The sequence below is a fragment of the Bacteroides congonensis genome, from assembly GCF_900130125.1.
GTDB classification, from domain to species: Bacteria; Bacteroidota; Bacteroidia; order Bacteroidales; family Bacteroidaceae; genus Bacteroides; species Bacteroides congonensis.
In genome coordinates this window covers 1590590-1610809 of record NZ_FQXY01000010.1, presented here as the reverse complement: position 1 = coordinate 1610809, position 20220 = coordinate 1590590, and the positions used below count along the sequence as shown (strand labels likewise).

Annotated in this window: 23 protein-coding genes; all 23 read right to left on the bottom strand. The window is 41.4% G+C overall.

Annotated features, from left to right (window positions below; all coding sequences use genetic code 11):
- Positions 1-3 precede the first annotated feature (3 nt).
- The 23 genes from rplE to rplA all read right to left on the bottom strand — a co-directional run bounded on the left by rplE (position 4) and on the right by rplA (position 20209).
- On the bottom strand, positions 4-561 hold the full coding sequence (rplE, locus tag BQ7997_RS17315; protein ID WP_004310886.1) for a 50S ribosomal protein L5: 558 nt from the start codon (positions 559-561) through the stop codon (positions 4-6).
- Complete coding sequence (gene rplX / locus BQ7997_RS17310) at positions 561-890, bottom strand: 50S ribosomal protein L24 (protein WP_073347353.1); 330 nt, start codon at positions 888-890, stop codon at positions 561-563. Before rplX ends, rplE begins: the two co-directional genes overlap by 1 nt.
- A 20-nt stretch (positions 891-910) precedes the next feature.
- The gene (gene rplN / locus BQ7997_RS17305) at positions 911-1276 is read right to left on the bottom strand and encodes a 50S ribosomal protein L14 (RefSeq protein WP_024988104.1); all 366 of its coding nucleotides are present in this window, start codon (positions 1274-1276) and stop codon (positions 911-913) included.
- Between the two features lie 2 nt (positions 1277-1278).
- Positions 1279-1548, bottom strand: a complete 270-nt coding sequence (gene rpsQ / locus BQ7997_RS17300) for a 30S ribosomal protein S17 (RefSeq protein ID WP_097677816.1) — start codon at positions 1546-1548, stop codon at positions 1279-1281.
- Positions 1545-1742 carry a 50S ribosomal protein L29 gene (gene rpmC, locus BQ7997_RS17295; protein WP_005675431.1) on the bottom strand — a complete coding sequence of 66 codons (198 nt, stop codon included), beginning with the start codon at positions 1740-1742 and terminating at the stop codon, positions 1545-1547. The genes rpsQ and rpmC overlap by 4 nt, the downstream gene beginning before the upstream one ends.
- Before the next feature lie 5 nt (positions 1743-1747).
- The gene (rplP, locus tag BQ7997_RS17290) at positions 1748-2182 is read right to left on the bottom strand and encodes a 50S ribosomal protein L16 (RefSeq protein WP_007212073.1); all 435 of its coding nucleotides are present in this window, start codon (positions 2180-2182) and stop codon (positions 1748-1750) included.
- Between the two features lie 23 nt (positions 2183-2205).
- Positions 2206-2937, bottom strand: a complete 732-nt coding sequence (rpsC, locus tag BQ7997_RS17285; protein WP_005675430.1) for a 30S ribosomal protein S3 — start codon at positions 2935-2937, stop codon at positions 2206-2208.
- Positions 2938-2942: 5 nt separating this feature from the next.
- A complete protein-coding gene (gene rplV / locus BQ7997_RS17280; RefSeq protein WP_004296344.1) occupies positions 2943-3353 on the bottom strand; it encodes a 50S ribosomal protein L22 in 411 nt (136 codons plus the stop codon).
- 36 nt (positions 3354-3389) lie between these two features.
- The gene (gene rpsS / locus BQ7997_RS17275; RefSeq protein ID WP_008762037.1) at positions 3390-3659 is read right to left on the bottom strand and encodes a 30S ribosomal protein S19; all 270 of its coding nucleotides are present in this window, start codon (positions 3657-3659) and stop codon (positions 3390-3392) included.
- Between the two features lie 20 nt (positions 3660-3679).
- Positions 3680-4504, bottom strand: coding sequence for a 50S ribosomal protein L2 (gene rplB / locus BQ7997_RS17270; protein ID WP_073347352.1), 825 nt, complete (start codon positions 4502-4504; stop codon positions 3680-3682).
- Positions 4505-4509: 5 nt separating this feature from the next.
- Positions 4510-4800: a 50S ribosomal protein L23 gene (rplW, locus tag BQ7997_RS17265; RefSeq protein ID WP_007747932.1), complete on the bottom strand. Its 291-nt coding sequence runs from the start codon at positions 4798-4800 to the stop codon at positions 4510-4512.
- 16 nt (positions 4801-4816) lie between these two features.
- A complete protein-coding gene (rplD, locus tag BQ7997_RS17260; RefSeq protein ID WP_073347351.1) occupies positions 4817-5443 on the bottom strand; it encodes a 50S ribosomal protein L4 in 627 nt (208 codons plus the stop codon).
- Positions 5443-6060, bottom strand: a complete 618-nt coding sequence (gene rplC, locus BQ7997_RS17255) for a 50S ribosomal protein L3 (RefSeq protein WP_044655660.1) — start codon at positions 6058-6060, stop codon at positions 5443-5445. Before rplC ends, rplD begins: the two co-directional genes overlap by 1 nt.
- Before the next feature lie 18 nt (positions 6061-6078).
- Positions 6079-6384 carry a 30S ribosomal protein S10 gene (gene rpsJ, locus BQ7997_RS17250; protein WP_002558075.1) on the bottom strand — a complete coding sequence of 102 codons (306 nt, stop codon included), beginning with the start codon at positions 6382-6384 and terminating at the stop codon, positions 6079-6081.
- A gap of 80 nt (positions 6385-6464) precedes the next feature.
- On the bottom strand, positions 6465-8582 hold the full coding sequence (fusA, locus tag BQ7997_RS17245) for an elongation factor G (protein WP_073347350.1): 2118 nt from the start codon (positions 8580-8582) through the stop codon (positions 6465-6467).
- Between the two features lie 49 nt (positions 8583-8631).
- Positions 8632-9108, bottom strand: a complete 477-nt coding sequence (rpsG, locus tag BQ7997_RS17240; RefSeq protein WP_073347349.1) for a 30S ribosomal protein S7 — start codon at positions 9106-9108, stop codon at positions 8632-8634.
- 143 nt (positions 9109-9251) lie between these two features.
- A complete protein-coding gene (gene rpsL / locus BQ7997_RS17235) occupies positions 9252-9662 on the bottom strand; it encodes a 30S ribosomal protein S12 (protein ID WP_002558078.1) in 411 nt (136 codons plus the stop codon).
- A 136-nt stretch (positions 9663-9798) separates the two neighbouring features.
- Positions 9799-10107, bottom strand: a complete 309-nt coding sequence (locus BQ7997_RS17230; RefSeq protein ID WP_022136606.1) for a DUF3467 domain-containing protein — start codon at positions 10105-10107, stop codon at positions 9799-9801.
- 143 nt (positions 10108-10250) lie between these two features.
- A complete protein-coding gene (gene rpoC / locus BQ7997_RS17225) occupies positions 10251-14534 on the bottom strand; it encodes a DNA-directed RNA polymerase subunit beta' (protein ID WP_073347348.1) in 4284 nt (1427 codons plus the stop codon).
- Between the two features lie 104 nt (positions 14535-14638).
- The gene (gene rpoB / locus BQ7997_RS17220) at positions 14639-18451 is read right to left on the bottom strand and encodes a DNA-directed RNA polymerase subunit beta (protein ID WP_073347347.1); all 3813 of its coding nucleotides are present in this window, start codon (positions 18449-18451) and stop codon (positions 14639-14641) included.
- 104 nt (positions 18452-18555) lie between these two features.
- Entirely contained in the window at positions 18556-18930 is a 375-nt protein-coding gene (gene rplL / locus BQ7997_RS17215) for a 50S ribosomal protein L7/L12 (RefSeq protein ID WP_044655862.1), read from the bottom strand.
- Between the two features lie 46 nt (positions 18931-18976).
- Positions 18977-19495 carry a 50S ribosomal protein L10 gene (gene rplJ, locus BQ7997_RS17210; RefSeq protein WP_044655863.1) on the bottom strand — a complete coding sequence of 173 codons (519 nt, stop codon included), beginning with the start codon at positions 19493-19495 and terminating at the stop codon, positions 18977-18979.
- 15 nt (positions 19496-19510) lie between these two features.
- The gene (gene rplA / locus BQ7997_RS17205) at positions 19511-20209 is read right to left on the bottom strand and encodes a 50S ribosomal protein L1 (RefSeq protein ID WP_004296360.1); all 699 of its coding nucleotides are present in this window, start codon (positions 20207-20209) and stop codon (positions 19511-19513) included.
- Positions 20210-20220 lie beyond the last annotated feature (11 nt).

Genomic DNA, 20220 nt, shown 5'->3' with positions numbered 1-20220 from the left:
CTATTAGTCTTTTTTAGCGTTTTTAAAAGGTAAACCGAATTCCTTCAGCAATGCATAACCTTCTTCATCTGTTTCCGCAGAGGTTACAAAGGTAATATTCATTCCGAGAATTCTTGTAATACTATCGATATTTATTTCAGGGAAAATAATTTGTTCCTGAATACCAAGGGTATAGTTACCTTTACCATCAAACTTACTTTCGATACCTTTGAAGTCACGGATACGAGGAAGAGCTACACGAACCAATTTTTCAAGGAATTCGTACATTCTTTCACGACGTAAAGTTACCATAACGCCAATCGGCATTTTTTTACGCAACTTAAAGTTTGCGATATCTTTACGAGAAATGGTAGCTACAGCTTTCTGACCTGTAATAGCTGTCATTTCATTGATTGCAACTTCAATAATCTTCTTATCGGCAACAGCCATACCTAAACCCTGATTGATAACAATCTTCTTAAGTACGGGTATCTGCATTGTAGAAGAATACTGGAACTGTGATTTCAATGCAGGTGCTATACGCTCTGCATATTCTTTCTTAAGACTAGCAGTATTACTCATTACTTAATCTCCTCTCCTGATTTTTTAGAATAACGCACTACAGTTCTTTTACCTTCCAAAGAACTTACTTTTCTCCCAATACGCGTTGCTTTACCAGTTTTTGGATCAACCGGGTTCAAGTTTGAAACGTGGATAGAAGCTTCCTGCTTCACAATACCACCTTGCGGATTCTTTGCATTCGGTTTTGTGCTTTTAGATACCATGTTGATACCTTCTACAAATGCACGTCCTTCTTTAACAAGAACCTTCAATACACGACCAGTTTTGCCCTTATCTTCACCAGCATTTACGTAAACTGTATCGCCTTTTTTAATATGTAATTTACTCATTACTTAAATCTTTTACAAAATTAAAGTACCTCAGGCGCAAGTGACACAACTTTCATGTTAGTAGCACGAAGTTCTCTTGCTACAGGACCGAAAATACGACTTCCTCTAATTTCACCTGCATTATTCAACAACACGCAAGCATTATCATCAAAACGTATATAAGAACCATCAGGACGACGGATTTCTTTCTTTGTACGTACAATCAAAGCCTTTGATACTGCACCTTTTTTAACATCACTAGAAGGGATAACACTCTTCACTGAAACAACAATGACATCCCCCACTGAAGCGTAACGACGACGTGTACCACCCAAAACGCGGATACACATAGCCTCTTTAGCTCCACTGTTATCACATACTGTAAGTCTGGATTCTACTTGTATCATAATTACTTAGCTCTTTCAATTATTTCTACTAATCTCCATCTTTTAGTCTTGCTCAAAGGACGAGTTTCCATGATGCTTACAGTATCACCGATATTGCATTCATTCTTTTCATCGTGAGCATGGTACTTCTTCGTTTTGCTAACGAACTTACCATATATAGGGTGTTTTTCCTTAAATTTGGCTGCAATTGTGATAGTCTTATCCATCTTATTGCTCACAACAACCCCTGTTCTTTCTTTTCTTAAATTTCTTGCTTCCATCAAGCTGATCATTTATTGTTAAGTTCTCTTTGGCGTAACTCAGTTTTCATACGCGCAATAGTCCTGCGTAATTGTTTGATTTGAGCAGGATTTTCCAAAGGAGAAATAGAATGATTGATAACCATTTGGTCATAATTAGCTGTTTCTGCCTCTACTCTTTCTACTAAATCACTAGTAGTCATTTCTTTAATTTCTGCAATTTTCATAACACTTACGCATTTTGATTTTGAATATCATAATCACGTCTTACGACAAACTTCGTTGTAATAGGAAGCTTTTGAGCAGCTAAGCGCAATGCTTCTTTCGCGATTTCGTAAGATACTCCTTCAGCTTCAATAATGATTCTACCTGGAGTCACAGGAGCCACAAATCCTTCCGGAGCACCTTTACCTTTACCCATACGTACATCGGCAGGTTTTCTAGTGATCGGTTTGTCCGGGAATATACGGATCCAGATCTGTCCTTGACGTTGCATATATCTTGTTACTGCAATACGAGCAGCTTCGATCTGACGGCCTGTAATCCACTTAGTCTCCAAAGCCTTTATGCCAAAAGAACCAAAGGCCAGCTGATTGCCTCTCTGAGCAATTCCTTTCTGACGGCCTTTTTGTTGTCTTCTGAATTTTGTCTTTTTCGGTTGTAACATAGTTTCCTAAAATTCAAATTCGTTTAGCGATTATTTTTCTTTCTTTTGAAGTTCTTTCCGCCGTTGTTTCCACCATTGTTTCCACGACCACTTTCTTTGCTTTGTGTAAAGTTCGGAGCTAATTCTCTCTTACCAAATACTTCACCTCTACAAATCCAAACTTTGATACCCAGCAAACCTACCTTAGTCAATGCTTCTGCATGACAGTAGTCGATATCAGCTCTGAAAGTGTGCAACGGAGTTCTTCCTTCTTTATACATTTCAGAACGAGCCATTTCAGCTCCATTCAAACGTCCTGAAATCTGAATTTTGATACCTTCAGCCCCCATACGCATTGTGTTTGCGATAGCCATCTTGATGGCACGGCGATAGGCAATTTTACCTTCTACCTGGCGAGCGATGTTGTTAGCAACAATCACAGCATCCAGTTCAGGTCTTTTCACTTCAAAGATATTGATTTGAATATCTTTGTCGGTAACCTTCTTCAACTCCTCCTTTAGCTTATCAACTTCTTGGCCACCTTTACCGATAATAATACCCGGGCGAGCAGTACAAACAGTAATAGTAACGAGCTTCAGCGTACGTTCAATTACGATTCTTGATACACTTGCCTTTGCAAGTCTTGCATTAAGATATTTACGGATTTTGCTATCTTCCAGCAAAGAATCACCGTAATCATTTCCACCATACCAGTTAGAATCCCATCCTCTGATAATTCCTAAACGGTTGCTTATTGGATTAACTTTTTGTCCCATCTACCTTAATTTTGATCTTCGTTATTACTTTTAGCACCAACGAACAATGTTACGTGATTTGAACGTTTGCGAATTCTATAACCTCTACCCTGCGGTGCCGGTCTCATTCTTTTGAGTGTAGCGCCACCATCAACAAAAATCTGTGTTACGAACAACTCGCCACTTTCTGCTTTACGTTCGTTTTTCTGTTCCCAGTTAGCAATTGCAGAGCGAAGCAATTTTTCCACTCTTGCAGCAGCTTCTTTTGAAGAAAATTTCAAAACACCAAGTGCTCTGTTCACTTCCATACCACGGATCATGTCTGCAACCAGACGCATCTTACGCGGAGAAGTAGGAACATTTTGCAATTTTGCAAAATACATGGTCTTAAGGGCTTCTTTTCTCTTTTCAGCCGATATTTTTTTTCTTGCTCCCATTATTATTTATTACTTTATTATTTCAAATAAATCCTGTTATCTTTTCTTGTTACCAGCGTGTCCTCTGAATGTACGAGTTGGAGCAAATTCGCCCAACTTGTGTCCTACCATATTCTCGGTAACATAAACAGGAATAAATTTATTTCCATTGTGAACTGCAACTGTATGGCCTACAAAATCAGGCGAAATCATTGAAGCTCTGGCCCAAGTCTTTACTACGACTTTTTTGCCAGATTCATTCATGGCAAAAATTCTCTTTTCAAGCTTTACGTTAATATATGGACCTTTTTTTAATGAACGACTCATAGTTTACTCAATTAATCAGATTACTTTTTTCTTCTCTCAATAATGTACTTAGATGATTGTTTCTTAGGAGCTCTAGTCTTAAGTCCCTTAGCGTACAATCCCTTACGTGATCTTGGATGACCTCCTGAAGCACGTCCTTCACCACCACCCATCGGGTGATCAACCGGGTTCATAACAACGCCACGGTTACGAGGACGGCGTCCTTGCCAACGAGAGCGTCCAGCTTTACCTGAACTTTCCAATCCATGATCAGAGTTACCTACACTACCGATAGTAGCTTTACATGTGCTAAGAATCTGTCTTACTTCACCTGAAGGCAACTTGATTACACAATACTTACCCTCACGAGAAGTCAACTGTGCAAAGTTACCAGCCGAACGAACCAGAGCAGCACCCTGTCCCGGACGTAATTCGATATTGTGAATCACAGTACCCACCGGAATGTTTTGAAGAGGAAGAGCATTACCAATCTCTGGCGCTGCTGTTTCACCTGACATCAGAGTTGTGCCAACTTGCAATCCATTGGGAGCAATAATATATCTTTTTTCTCCATCAGCATAGAATAACAAAGCGATACGAGCCGAACGATTCGGATCGTATTCAATTGTCTTAACCACTGCCGGAACACCGTCCTTATTTCTCTTGAAATCAACAATTCTAATCACCTTTCTATGACCGCCACCCATGTAGCGCATAGTCATCTTACCTTCGCTGTTACGACCGCCAGATGATTTCTTACCATATACAAGAGACTTTTCTGGTACTGATGCAGTAATTTCCTCGAAAGTACCAATAATTTTATGTCTTTGCCCCGGTGTTGTGGGCTTAAATTTACGTACTGCCATTTTTATTAAATATTGCTATAAAAATCAATAGTATCTCCTTCTTTCAATGTCACGATTGCTTTTTTGAATGCATTCGTACGACCATTGATGATACCTGCCTTGGTATAACGGCTCTTATTTTTGCCAGCATACTTTACAGTATTCACATCAACTACAGTAACATTATAAAGAGCTTCAACTTCCTTCTTAATTTCCAGTTTGTTAGCATCAGGACGCACAACAAAGCCGAAACGATTCAGCTTATCAGTGATTGCAGTCATTTTTTCTGTTACCAACGGTTTAATAATAATTCCCATTATTTAAGCCTCCTTTTTAAATTAAGATATTGTCAATAGCCTTCAAAGAGTTTTCAGTAAGCACAACAACTCCAGCATTCAATACTCTGTAAGTATTTAATCCTGAAATAGTCTGCACATTAGCACCCTCGATGTTACGAGCTGACAAATATACGTTTTTATTTGCTTCCGGTAAAATTACAAGTAGCTTTTTATCGGAAACTTTAAGATTTTTTGTCATTGCAACGAAATCCTTTGTCTTCGGAGCTTCGAAATTGAAATCTTCCACAACAACGATTGCATTGTTTTGAGCTTTATAAGACAAAGCGGACTTACGAGCCAATGTCTTAACTTTTTTATTCAACTTGAAGAAGTAGTCTCTTGGTTTCGGGCCGAAAACACGTGCACCACCAACGAGAACCGGTGAATTCATATCACCACGACGTGCTCCACCGCCACCTTTCTGACGACCGATCTTACGAGTAGAACCACTGATTTCACTTCTTTCTTTTGACTTATGAGTACCCTGGCGCTGGTTGGCCATAAATTGTTTTACGTCCAGATAGATAGCGTGGTCGTTGGGCTCAATTCCGAAGATAGATTCGTTTAACGTAACCTTTCTCCCAGTGTCTTCACCTTTAATGTTATATACGTTAACTTCCATTATTTCTCAATTAATACGATTGAACCTTTGCAACCCGGGATAGAACCTTTGATCAAAAGAAGGTTATGCTCCGCGATTACTTTTAATACCTGCAAGTTTTGTACAGTGACTCTGTCACCGCCAAGTTGTCCACCCATGCGCATTCCCTTGAATACTTTTGCAGGGTAAGAACAAGCACCGATAGAACCCGGTTTACGAGCGCGGTTGTGCTGTCCGTGAGTAGCCTGACCTACACCACCAAAACCATGTCTTTTTACTACACCCTGGAAACCTTTACCTTTAGAAGTACCAACAACGTCAACAAAGTCAGCGCCATCGAACAATTCTACAGTAACTGTATCACCCAGATTCAATTCTGTTTCAAATTCTTTGAACTCGGCCAAGTGTCTCTTCGGTGTTACTCCAGCTCTTTTGAAATGACCCATCAACGGTTTAGTTGTATGTTTTTCCTTTTTGTCCTGGAAACCCAACTGAACAGCTGCATAGCCATCTTTCTCTACGGTTTTAACCTGAGTAACAACACAAGGACCTGCTTCGATAACAGTGCATGGTACGTTCTTACCATCGGCACTGAAAACGGATGTCATTCCGATTTTTTTTCCTAATAATCCTGGCATTTCACTAATTTTTAATTATCAAACTTTAATTTCTACTTCCACACCACTCGGTAACTCCAACTTCATCAGAGCGTCCACTGTCTTAGCTGTTGAGCTATAGATGTCGATCAATCTCTTATAAGAAGAGAGTTCAAACTGTTCACGAGACTTCTTGTTAACGAAAGTCGAGCGGTTCACTGTAAAGATACGCTTGTGCGTAGGAAGAGGAATTGGACCACTAACAATAGCACCCGTAGCCTTTACGGTTCTTACAATTTTCTCAGCTGATTTGTCAACCAAGTTGTGGTCGTAAGATTTCAATTTAATTCTAATTTTCTGACTCATTATATTTTAATTTTAGATAGTTATAAATAAGATAAAGCGGCAGGCTAAGAGTCATTCGCTAGCCTGCTGCCTTAGATATTTTAGAGTAAATCAGCACGTCCCTTTACTTCATCCAATACTGCTTTAGCAATAGAAGTAGAAACCTGAGCGTGATGAGAGTAAACCATTGATGAAGTCGCACGACCCGAAGTAATAGTACGCAATGCAGTCACGTAACCAAACATTTCAGCCAACGGAACCATTGCCTTTACAATACGAGCACCTGAACGGCTCGATTCCATACCTTCAACCTGACCACGACGCTTGTTCAAGTCACCAATAACATCACCCATGTTTTCTTCCGGAGTTACAACTTCCAGCTTCATGATAGGCTCCATCAATACAGGACCGGCTTTAGCACATGCATTCTTATATGCCTGGATAGCACAGATTTCAAAAGATAACTGGTCAGAGTCAACCGGGTGGAATGAACCATCAATCAAAGTTACCTTCAGTGAATCCAATGGATAACCTGCCAAGACACCATTCTTCATCGCAGAAGTGAAACCTTTCTGTACTGAAGGAATAAATTCTTTAGGAATATTACCACCTTTCACTTCATCGATAAACTGCAATCCACCTTCTTTAAAGTCTTCATCAACCGGACCGATCTTAACGATAATATCAGCAAACTTACCGCGACCGCCAGATTGTTTTTTATAAACCTCACGAAGGTCAACTGTTTTTGTGATAGCTTCCTTATAGTTTACCTGAGGCTTACCTTGGTTACATTCTACTTTAAACTCACGCTTCAAACGGTCAATAATGATATCCAAGTGAAGCTCACCCATACCAGAGATAACCGTCTGACCTGTCTGTTCGTCAGTTTTCACTGTAAATGTCGGATCTTCTTCAGCCAGTTTAGCCAAACCATTAGACAATTTATCCATATCTTTCTGAGTCTTAGGCTCAACAGCAATACCGATAACCGGTTCTGGGAAGTCCATTGATTCGAGTACAATCGGTGCACTTTCATCACACAAAGTATCACCAGTATGGATATCTTTAAAACCTACACCTGCACCAATATCACCAGCACCGATTACGTCAACCGGATTCTGTTTATTTGAATGCATCTGGAATAAACGGGAAACACGCTCCTTCTTGCCTGAGCGAGAATTATAGATATAAGAACCAGCTTCAATCTTACCTGAGTACACACGGAAGAATGTCAAACGACCTACATACGGGTCTGTTGCAATCTTAAATGCCAATGCAGAAGTCTTTTCATCATCACTAGGCTTACGATCTTCTTCAGCACCAGTATCAGGATTTGTACCGATTACATTTTCCGTATCCAATGGAGAAGGCAAGAAAGCACAAACATAGTCTAGCAATGTCTGAACCCCCTTGTTCTTGAATGAAGAACCGCAGAGCATCGGAACAACAGCCATTTGAACAGTAGCCTTACGAAGAGCTCTCAACACTTCTTCTTCAGTAATAGTAGAAGGGTCATCGAAATATTTCTCCATTAAAGCATCATCAAATTCTGCTACTTTTTCGAGCATTTTATCTCTCCATTCGTTTGCTTCATCAACAAGATCAGCAGGTATTTCTTCCACTGTATAATCAGCACCCATTGTTTCGTCATGCCAATAGATAGCTTTCATCTTGATCAAATCAACCAAGCCTTTGAAAGATTCTTCTGCACCGATAGGAACAACAATCGGGCACGGATTAGCACCCAAAACGTCCTTCATCTGGCGCACAACCTCGAAGAAGTCTGCACCAGAACGGTCCATTTTGTTAACGTATGCAATACGAGGTACGTTATATTTATCAGCTTGACGCCATACTGTTTCAGACTGTGGTTCTACGCCACCTACCGCACAATAAGCAGCAACAGCACCATCCAAAATACGTAACGAACGTTCTACTTCAGCAGTAAAGTCAACGTGTCCCGGAGTATCAATCAAGTTGATTTTGTAAGTATCACCATCATATTTCCACCTTGTTGTTGTTGCAGCAGACGTAATAGTAATACCACGTTCTTGCTCCTGCTCCATCCAGTCCATAGTAGCAGCACCATCATGTACCTCACCAATTTTGTGAGTCAATCCAGTATAGAACAGGATACGTTCAGAAGTTGTTGTTTTTCCGGCATCGATGTGAGCCATGATACCAATATTACGAGTCAAATGTAAATCTTGCTTAGCCATCTTTTAATTCCTTTTACTTTAAGTTTTTAATTGATTGTATCTTATAGTATTAGAATCTAAAATGAGCAAATGCACGGTTAGCTTCAGCCATTCTATGCATATCTTCTTTACGTTTGTATGCACCGCCTTGTTCATTGAAGGCATCCATGATTTCAGCAGCCAACTTGTCAGCCATTGATTTACCACCTCTTTTACGAGCAAACAGGATCAAATTCTTCATTGAGATTGATTCCTTACGTTCCGGACGGATTTCAGTAGGAACCTGGAAAGTAGCACCACCTACACGGCGAGACTTAACTTCCACTTGCGGAGTCACATTATCCAAAGCCTTTTTCCAGATTTCAAGAGCAGATTTTTCTTCATTAGGAAGTTTCACTTTCACTGTTTCCAGAGCGGCATAAAAGATTTCATAAGATGTATTCTTCTTACCATCATACATCAAGTGGTTTACGAACTTTGAAACCTTTTGGTCATTAAAAACGGGATCCGGAAGGATTACGCGTTTTTTTGGTTTTGCTTTTCTCATTTGTTTGAAAAATAATGTTTTTGTTCTTGGTTGTCTACTTCTCGACTTCTTCAACTCTCCCTCCGGAGAATTTACTCAACCTTTAGCATTTCCAACAAACTAAAACGTAAGTTATTACTTTGATTTTAATTAGATCTTAATCCTTATTTCTTCTTCCCCTTAGCAGGTGCGGCAGCTTGTCCTGGTTTTGGGCGCTTAGCTCCGTATTTAGAACGTCTTTGAGTACGGCCAGCAACACCTGCTGTATCAAGTGTACCACGAACGATGTGGTAACGTACACCCGGAAGGTCTTTTACACGACCGCCACGTACCAAAACGATTGAGTGTTCCTGCAAGTTGTGTCCTTCTCCCGGAATGTAAGAGTTAACCTCTTTCTGGTTAGTCAAACGTACACGAGCTACTTTACGCATTGCAGAGTTCGGCTTCTTCGGAGTAGTAGTATATACTCTCACGCAAACGCCGCGTCTTTGAGGACATGAGTCCAAGGCTGGAGATTTACTTTTCTCCACCAGCACTTCGCGTCCTTTTCTTACTAATTGCTGAATTGTAGGCATTTTAATTGTTTTTTGATTTATATTATTGTTATATTAATTTCGTAACTATACATTTTGGGCTGCAAAAATACGAATAATATTTGAATATTCAATGCACCACAACCTTTTTTTATTTTTTAATATTTTTATATCAGTCTCACGCTTCGCCTTTTACAGTTGTCAGAGGAGAAATAGGAGATTCATCGGAAATACGTATCGGCCCAAATACCCGTTCATATTTAGCGATATTATCTTCCAATGCCCGCAACAGTCGTTTTGCGTGTTCAGGAGCTACGATGACACGCGATTGTACGCCAGCTTTAGGCACACCCGGCATCACGCGTATAAAATCCAGGATAAATTCTGAACTTGAATGGGTTATGATAGCAAGATTGGCATATGTACCTTGTGCTACCTCTTCTTTTAACTCAATCTGTAATTGTCCGTTGTTATTTTGCTCTTCCATTATATTATATGATTAATAGTTATCCTGCAAAATAACACAATTTTCCTGAAACAAAGGCCATACACCCAAATAAAAAGGAACAAAAAAAGGAGCAATTACCTCATTCGGCAATCGCTCCTTCTCATATAGTCAATTGAATTGTATTATTCTACTTCATTGTAGTCGAGTACTGTTTTCTTATTTGCCAAGATACGGTCATACTCCTCTTTCGAACCAACGATCAATTTTTCATATTCACGCTGTCCTGTACCTGCCGGAATCAAGTGACCACAGATCACATTTTCCTTCATACCTTCGAGTTTATCAACCTTACCGTTAATAGCAGCTTCATTCAATACCTTCGTTGTTTCCTGGAAGGAAGCAGCCGACATAAAGCTTGAAGTCTGTAAAGCGGCACGTGTAATACCCTGAAGAATCTGAGTAGATGTAGCAGCCACAGCATCGCGAACCTCAACAGGTTTCAAGTCACGGCGTTTCAGCATACTGTTCTCATCACGCAGCTTACGGGCAGTTACAATCTGGCCAGCCTGCATACTTTGAGAATCACCAGCGTCAACCACAACTTTCTTACCCCAGATACGGTCATTCTCTTCCATGAAGTCCAGCTTGTCTACAACTTGCTGTTCCAGGAAGCGAGTATCACCCGGTTCGTCAATCTGTACTTTACGCATCATTTGGCGAACGATAATCTCGAAGTGCTTATCATTGATCTTCACACCCTGCAAGCGGTATACATCCTGAACTTCATTCACGATATATTCCTGTACAGCTGTAGGACCTTTAATAGCCAGGATATCCGCAGGAGTAGTAGCACCGTCAGACAATGGAGTACCAGCACGTACATAGTCATTTTCCTGTACTAGAATCTGTTTGGATAATGCAACCAGATATTTCTTAACCTCACCAGTCTTGGAAGTTACGATGATCTCACGATTACCACGTTTGATCTTACCCATTGTAACCTCACCATCAATTTCAGAAACGACAGCAGGGTTGGATGGATTACGAGCTTCAAACAATTCGGTAACACGAGGAAGACCACCCGTGATATCACCCGCCTTACCTACGGCACGCGGAATCTTCACGATTACTTCACCGGCTTTCACTTTCTGACCATTTTCGATAATCACGTGACCACCCACCGGCAAGTTGTAAGTACGTATTAAATCACCATCTTCTGTCAGGATATGAGCCGTAGGAACCTTCGTCTTATCCTTAGATTCAATAATGATAATTTCGCGAAGACCTGTAGCTTCATCCGATTCAACCTTATAAGTAACGTTTTCAATTACGCCCTCAAATTCGATCTTACCAGTTGCTTCCGTGATAATAACAGCGTTGAACGGGTCCCATTTAGCAATCAACTTGCCTTTTTCTACCAGTTCCCCATCACCTACATATAACGTTGAGCCATAAGGTACGTTATGAGTAGAAAGAACGATACCAGTATTTACATCTACGAAACGGACTTCAGCCAAACGACCTACTACCACTTTCGCAGACTCACCCATTTCATCAACGATATCTACAGTACGCAACTCCTCAAATTCAAGACGTGCATTATTTTTAGCAACGATACTTGCATTTGCTGCGATATTGGCAGCAGTACCACCGGCGTGGAACGTACGCAATGTCAACTGTGTACCCGGCTCACCGATAGACTGAGCAGCGATTACTCCGACAGCTTCACCCTTCTGAACCATACGGCTCGTAGCCAGGTTACGTCCGTAACATTTAGCACAAACACCCTTTTTAGCTTCACAAGTCAATACCGAACGGATTTCAACACTCTCGATCGGAGAATTTTGAATCTTCTTACCGATTTCTTCTGTGATTTCTTCTCCACCGGCAACTATCAATTCGCCAGTAGTCGGATGAATAATATCATGTACGGAGACACGTCCCAAGATACGTTCATACAGAGTAGCAATAACTTCATCGTTATTCTTAAGGTCAGTACAAACCAATCCACGGAGTGTACCGCAGTCTTCTTCTGTAATAATCACATCATGTGACACATCCACCAGACGACGAGTCAAATAACCGGCATCGGCAGTCTTCAAAGCGGTATCCGCCAAACCTTTACGAGCACCGTGGGTAGAGATAAAGTACTCCAACACCGAAAGTCCTTCTTTAAAGTTCGACAAGATCGGGTTCTCAATGATCTGACCACCTTCAGCACCTGCTTTCTGGGGTTTTGCCATCAAACCACGCATACCTGACAACTGACGAATCTGTTCTTTAGAACCACGGGCACCTGAGTCAAGCATCATGTAAACAGAGTTAAATCCTTGATCATCCGAAGAAATAGTCTTCATCAAGATGTTAGACAACTCAGAGTTAACATGTGTCCAGATATCAATTACCTGATTGTAACGTTCGTTGTTGGTAATGAAACCCATGTTATAGTTGTTAACGACTTGTTCAACTTCGTCGTAACCCTTCTGTACCAAAGTTTCTTTTTCCTTCGGAATGATAATATCACCCAAGTTGAATGACAGACCACCCTTGAACGCCATCTGATAACCCAAATTCTTGATTCCATCCAGGAAGTCCGCGGCCTTAGCCACACCACATACCTTAATTACATCACTAATAATATCACGAAGAGATTTCTTAGAGATAATAGTATTGATATACCCTGCTTCAGGGGGAACGATTTCATTCACAATCACACGTCCTACTGAAGTTTCGCGCATTACGTCTACAATGTTACCATTTTCGTCAACGTCTTTCACGATTACTTTCACCGGAGCGTGAATATCCACTTTACCTTCGTTATAAGCAATCAATGCTTCTTCCGGACCGTAGAATGTCAAACCTTCACCCTTTGCACCGGCACGTAACTTGGTAATGTAGTATAGACCAAGAACCATATCCTGTGCAGGCACAGTAATAGGCGCACCATTTGCCGGATTCAAGATATTATGTGATTGAAGCATCAACATCTGTGCTTCAAGAATTGCTTCATTGCTCAAAGGCAAGTGAACAGCCATCTGGTCACCGTCAAAGTCGGCGTTGAATGCCGTACATGCCAACGGATGCAGCTGGATAGCTTTACCTTCAATCATTTTTGGCTGAAAAGCCTGGATACCCAAACGGTGCAATGTCGGAGCACGGTTCAACAGTACCGGATGCCCTTTCATTACATGTTCCAAGATGTCCCAAATCACCGGTTCCTTGCGGTCAACGATTTTTTTCGCAGACTTAACAGTCTTAACGATACCACGTTCGATAAGCTTGCGGATAATAAACGGTTTGTACAGTTCGGCAGCCATCAATTTAGGAATACCGCACTCACCCATTTTCAATTCAGGACCAACGACGATTACCGAACGAGCAGAGTAGTCAACACGTTTACCCAGCAAATTCTGACGGAAACGTCCTTGCTTACCTTTCAAACTGTCGGACAGTGATTTCAACGGACGGTTGGCATCTGTCTTTACAGCACTTGATTTACGTGAGTTATCAAACAAAGAATCGACAGATTCCTGAAGCATACGTTTTTCATTACGCAAGATTACTTCCGGAGCCTTGATTTCAATCAGTCGTTTCAAACGGTTGTTACGGATAATCACACGACGATAAAGGTCGTTCAAGTCAGATGTAGCAAAACGGCCACCATCCAGCGGAACCAACGGACGAAGTTCAGGCGGGATAACCGGTACGATACGTACAATCATCCATTCCGGTTTGTTGCGTCCGCGTGATGCACGGAACGATTCTACTACCTGAAGACGTTTCAAAGCTTCATTCTTACGTTGCTGGGACGCATCGTTTCCGGCGCGGTGACGCAATTCGTAAGACAAAGCATCCAGATCCAAACGAGCCAGCAAATCATAAATAGCTTCGGCTCCCATCTTAGCGATGAATTTGTTCGGATCATTATCTTCAAGATATTGATTGTCCTTTGGAAGCGTATCCAGAATATCCAGATATTCTTCTTCAGAAAGCAAATCATATTCAGCTACGCCATCTTCAGCTTTTACACCCGGCTGAATAACAACATAACGTTCGTAGTATATAATCGAATCCAGTTTCTTTGTCGGCAATCCGAGCAAATAACCGATTTTATTAGGGAGCGAACGGAAATACCAGATGTGAGCCACCGGCACAACCAACTGGATATGTCCCATACGTTCACGACGCACCTTCTTCTCAGTAACTTCCACACCACAACGGTCGCAGACGATACCTTTATAACGGATACGTTTGTATTTACCGCAATGGCACTCATAGTCCTTGATAGGACCAAAAATGCGCTCGCAGAACAAACCGTCACGCTCGGGTTTGTACGTACGGTAATTAATGGTTTCAGGCTTCAAAACTTCACCACTCGAATTCTCCAGGATTTCTTCCGGGGAAGCCAGACCAATCGAGATCTTCGAGAAATTACTTTTCGACTTATTTTCTTTTCTAAAAGCCATACTCTATATAATTGAGATTTGATAATTGAATCATTGGAAATTGAAAAGACACGGATGTCAACAAGCCTTCATCGGCTTGTTGACATCACGTATTCTTCATTATATTATTCTAGGTTGATACTCAAACCTAAACCTCTCAACTCGTGTAACAATACGTTCAAGGATTCCGGTATACCGGGTTGCGGCATCGGTTCCCCCTTCACTATTGCTTCATAAGCCTTTGAACGTCCTACCACGTCATCAGACTTGATAGTCAGGATTTCCTGCAGGATATGAGCAGCACCAAATCCTTCGAGTGCCCAAACCTCCATTTCTCCGAAACGCTGACCACCGAATTGTGCCTTACCACCAAGAGGCTGCTGAGTAATCAATGAGTACGGACCGATAGAACGAGCATGCATCTTATCTTCAACCATGTGGCCTAACTTCAACATATAAGTTACACCCACAGTTGCCGGCTGGTCAAACTGCTCACCTGTACCACCATCACACAGATAAGTTTTACAGTAGCGGGGCAATCCTGCCTTGTCTGTCCATTCATTCAGATCCTCCATTGTAGCACCATCAAAGATAGGAGTCGCGAATTTCACACCCAATGTCTTTCCGGCACGTCCAAGTACAGCTTCAAAAATCTGACCGATGTTCATACGAGAAGGCACACCCAACGGATTCAATACAATATCGACCGGAGTACCGTCTGCCAAGAACGGCATATCTTCCTGACGTACGACACGTGACACGATACCCTTGTTACCGTGACGACCCGCCATCTTATCACCAACACCGATCTTACGTTTCTTGGCAATATATACTTTAGCCATCTGAATGATACCTGCAGGAAGTTCATCGCCAATAGTAATAGCAAACTTCTTACGCTTCAATTCAGCATCCAGTTCTTTATATTTCTTGATGAAATTCATCACCAAGTCACGAATCATGCCGTTGATATGGTCGTCATTCGTCCAGTTACTTAACTGAATAGAAGTAAAGTCAAGTGAATCAAAGTCAGACGCGCTGAATTTAGCCCCCTTAGCAATCACTTCCGCACCCAGATAATCTTTCACACCCTGAGAAGTCTTACCTTCTGTCAAAGTCATCAGTTTCTTAACCAGGATACGTTTCAAGTCCGCTACCTTTGATTCGAATTCATCATCGATCTTAGGCAACAATGCCTTATCAGCAAGCTTAGAGCTACGATTCTTGATAACACGTGAGAATAACTTCTTGTCGATAACAACACCTTTCAAAGAAGGAGAAGCTTTCAGTGAAGCATCTTTCACATCACCGGCCTTATCACCAAAGATTGCACGAAGCAGTTTTTCTTCAGGAGAAGGATCAGACTCACCTTTCGGAGTAATCTTACCGATCATGATATCACCCGGTTCGATACGAGCACCAATTCTTACGATACCGTTTTCGTCCAGATCCTTAGTAGCTTCTTCACTCACATTCGGGATATCAGAAGTCAATTCTTCCATACCACGCTTTGTTTCACGAACTTCCAAAGAATATTCTTCTACGTGAATTGAAGTCAGCAAGTCCTCGCGTACCACACGCTCGTTCAAAACGATAGCATCCTCATAGTTGTAACCCTTCCAAGGCATATAAGCAACCAACAGGTTTTTACCCAGTGCCAGTTCACCCTTTTCAGTAGAATAACCTTCGGTCAATATATCGCCTTTCTTCACACGTTGTCCTCTCTCACAAGTCGGGCGTAAGTCAATCGTCATGTTCTGATTGGTCTTACGGAATTTAGGCAATCTATATTCCTTCAAAGCTGGTTCGAAGCTTACAAATTCTTCATCCTCTGTACGGTCATACAAAATACGAATCGTAGTAGCATCCACGTAGTCAACTACGCCATCCCCTTCCGCAGTAACCTGCGTACGAGAATCTCTAACCAACTGACGTTCGATACCTGTACCAACAATCGGCGCCTCGCTTCTCAACAATGGAACTGCCTGACGCATCATGTTTGATCCCATCAATGCACGGTTAGCATCATCATGTTCCAGGAACGGAATCAATGAAGCTGCGATTGATGCAATCTGCTGAGGAGAAACGTCCATCAAGTCCACTTCCTGTGGTTCAACAACCGGGAAATCAGCATCCTGACGAGACTTAACTTTATTACGCACGAATGTACCGTCATCATTCAACGGAGCATTACCCTGTGCAATAACCTTTTCTTCCTCTTCTTCGGCAGTCAGATAAATCAGACCGTTATCAGAAAGATCCACTTTTCCGTTTTCAACCTTGCGATACGGAGTTTCAATGAATCCGAGTTCATTAATTTTTGCGAATACACACAATGAAGAAATCAAACCGATGTTCGGACCTTCAGGAGTCTCGATCGGGCAAAGACGACCATAGTGTGTGTAGTGAACGTCACGAACCTCAAATCCGGCGCGTTCACGGGAAAGACCACCAGGACCCAGCGCAGACATACGACGCTTGTGCGTGATTTCAGCCAACGGGTTTGTCTGATCCATGAATTGAGACAAGGCATTCGTTCCGAAGAAAGAGTTGATTACAGAAGAAATAGTCTTCGCGTTAATCAAATCAATCGGAGTGAACACTTCATTGTCGCGAACGTTCATACGTTCACGAATCGTGCGGGACATACGAGCCAAACCAACAGCAAACTGGTTAGAAAGCTGTTCGCCCACCGTACGCACACGACGGTTGCTCAAGTGGTCAATATCATCCACATCTGCCTTAGAGTTAATCAACTCAATCAGATATTTGATGATTTCAATGATATCTTCCTTCGTGAGGACACGCACGTCCATATCAGTCGTCAAATTCAACTTCTTGTTGATTCTGTAACGACCTACATCACCAAGGTCATATCGTTTTTCTGAGAAGAACAAGTTGTTGATAACTTCACGTGCACTTGCGTCATCAGCCGGATCGGCATTACGCAACTGACGGTAGATATACAACACAGCTTCCTTTTCCGAGTTACTCGGGTCCTTCTGCAGTGTATTATATATAATAGAGAAATCGGACTGGTTCGGTTCATCCTTATGCAAAAGAATATTTTGAACTCCCGATTCCAGGATTTCATCCACGTGCACTTCTTCCAATACGGTTTCACGGTCGATAATAACCTCGTTACGTTCGATAGAAACCACTTCACCGGTATCTTCATCAACGAAATCTTCAATCCATGTTTTCAAGACACGTGCAGCCAGTTTGCGGCCCAGCACTTTCTTCAGATTTGTCTTGTTAACCTTCACATCTTCTGCAAGGTTGAAAATTTCAAGAATATCTTTGTCATTCTCGAAACCAATCGCACGCAACAGAGTAGTTACCGGCAATTTCTTCTTACGGTCAATGTATGCATACATCACATTATTGATGTCGGTAGCAAACTCAATCCACGAACCTTTAAACGGAATAATACGAGCCGAATAAAGTTTCGTACCATTGGCATGTACACTTTGGCCGAAGAACACACCCGGAGAACGGTGAAGCTGTGACACAACTACGCGTTCGGCACCGTTAATGACGAAAGTAGCCTTATCAGTCATGTAAGGAATCGGTCCGAGGAATACGTCCTGAATCACCGTATCAAAATCCTCATGATCGGGATCCGTACAGTAAAGCTTAAGTTTCGCTTTTAAAGGAACACTATAAGTGAGCCCACGCTCTATACAATCATCGATGGTATAACGCGGCGGATCAATATAATAGTCCAGAAACTCAAGAACAAAATTGTTTCTAGTATCGGCAATAGGGAAGTTTTCAGCAAATACTTTATACAATCCCTCATTCTTACGCTTTTCAGGTGGGGTATCTAATTGTAGAAAGTCTTGGAATGACTTCAATTGTACTTCCAGGAAATCCGGATATTCGAGCGGATTCTTAGTCGAAGCAAAATTAACTCTTTGATTTACAGTATTTGAAGACATCTATTAATGAATTTGGAGAACTTAATTTGAAATATATACACAAAAAGGTTAAGAATCCTCTTGCGAAGGATTCCTAACCGAATTACCTGATTACCAGGCCAATGTTATTTAAGTTCAACTTCAGCTCCAGCTTCTTCCAATGTTTTCTTCAATGATTCTGCTTCGTCTTTAGCCAAACCTTCTTTAACTGTGCTAGGAGCACCGTCTACCAAGTCTTTAGCTTCTTTCAAACCTAGGCCACAAGCTTCCTTAACGGCTTTAACAACCTGAAGTTTAGCTGCACCAGCGCTTTTCAACACTACATCGAAAGAAGTTTGTTCTTCTACAGCAGCAGCACCAGCTGCAGGACCAGCAGCAACAGCAACAGCTGCAGCAGCAGGTTCAATACCGTATTCATCTTTAAGGATAGTTGCAAGTTCATTAACTTCTTTTACTGTCAAGTTAACCAATTGTTCTGCAAAAGCTTTCAAATCTGCCATTTTTTGTATGATTTTAATTGTTTAAATACTTTGTTGTTTTTGAAAATTATTCGGGTCTCTCACCAAGTGTTTTGAGTACGCCGTGAATGGTGTTACCACCTGATTGAAGAGCAGAAATAACATTCTTGGCCGGAGATTGCAACAAGGCAATAACATCAGCGATAACTTCATTCTTACTCTTGATTGCAACGAGAGCATCCAATTGATCTGCACCAACGTAGAAGCTTTCTTCTGCATATGCAGCTTTCAGTCCGGGAATACCGTCTTTCGCTTTATCTTTGATAAGTTTAGCAGGAACGTTTGCAATGTTGCTAAACATAACGGCAGTAGTACCTTTCAAAGAATTGTAAAGAGGTGAAAAGTCTTCTTCCAGGCTTTCCAGTGCCTTATGAAGCAGCGTGTTTTTAACCAACATCAATTTGATGTCAGATTTAAAACATTCTCTTCTCAATGCGCTGGTAGCAGCAGCGTTCATAGCTGTAACATCTACCAAATAGAAGTGACCATATTCCTTTACTGTAGCAGCAATTTGCTCTATAATCGTACTTTTATCTTCCTTTCTCATTTTTTCTCTGTTTTATTAGATTTCATCCACTGATTTCGGGTCGATTTTGATACCCGCACTCATTGTACTAGAAAGATAAATACTCTTAATATACGTACCCTTTGCCGCAGTCGGTTTCAGTTTGTTCAGAGTAGAGATAAACTCTTTCGCATTGTCGCGAATCTGATCAGGACTGAATGATACCTTACCGATAGAAGTATGAACGATACCGCTCTTATCAACTTTGAAGTCGATTTTACCTTGTTTTACTTCTTTTACAGCCTTAGCAACATCCATAGTTACAGTACCACTCTTCGGGTTCGGCATCAATCCACGAGGACCAAGTACGCGACCGAGTGCACCAATTTTACCCATGATAGATGGCATAGTGATGATAACATCAATATCAGTCCATCCACCTTTGATCTTTTCAATATATTCGTCAAGACCAACATAGTCAGCACCAGCTTCTTTTGCAGCAGCTTCAGCATCCGGTGTACAAAGTACCAATACACGTACTTCCTTACCAGTACCATGAGGAAGTGAAACAACACCTCTCACCATCTGGTTAGCTTTACGTGGATCAACACCTAAACGTACATCTATATCCAGTGAAGCATCAAACTTGGAAAAAGTAATTTCTTTCACCAGAGATGCAGCTTCTTTCAGTGAGTATGCTTTCCCTGCTTCAATCTTTTCTGCAGCTAACTTTTGATTTTTTGTCAGTTTACCCATTACAATTGAAG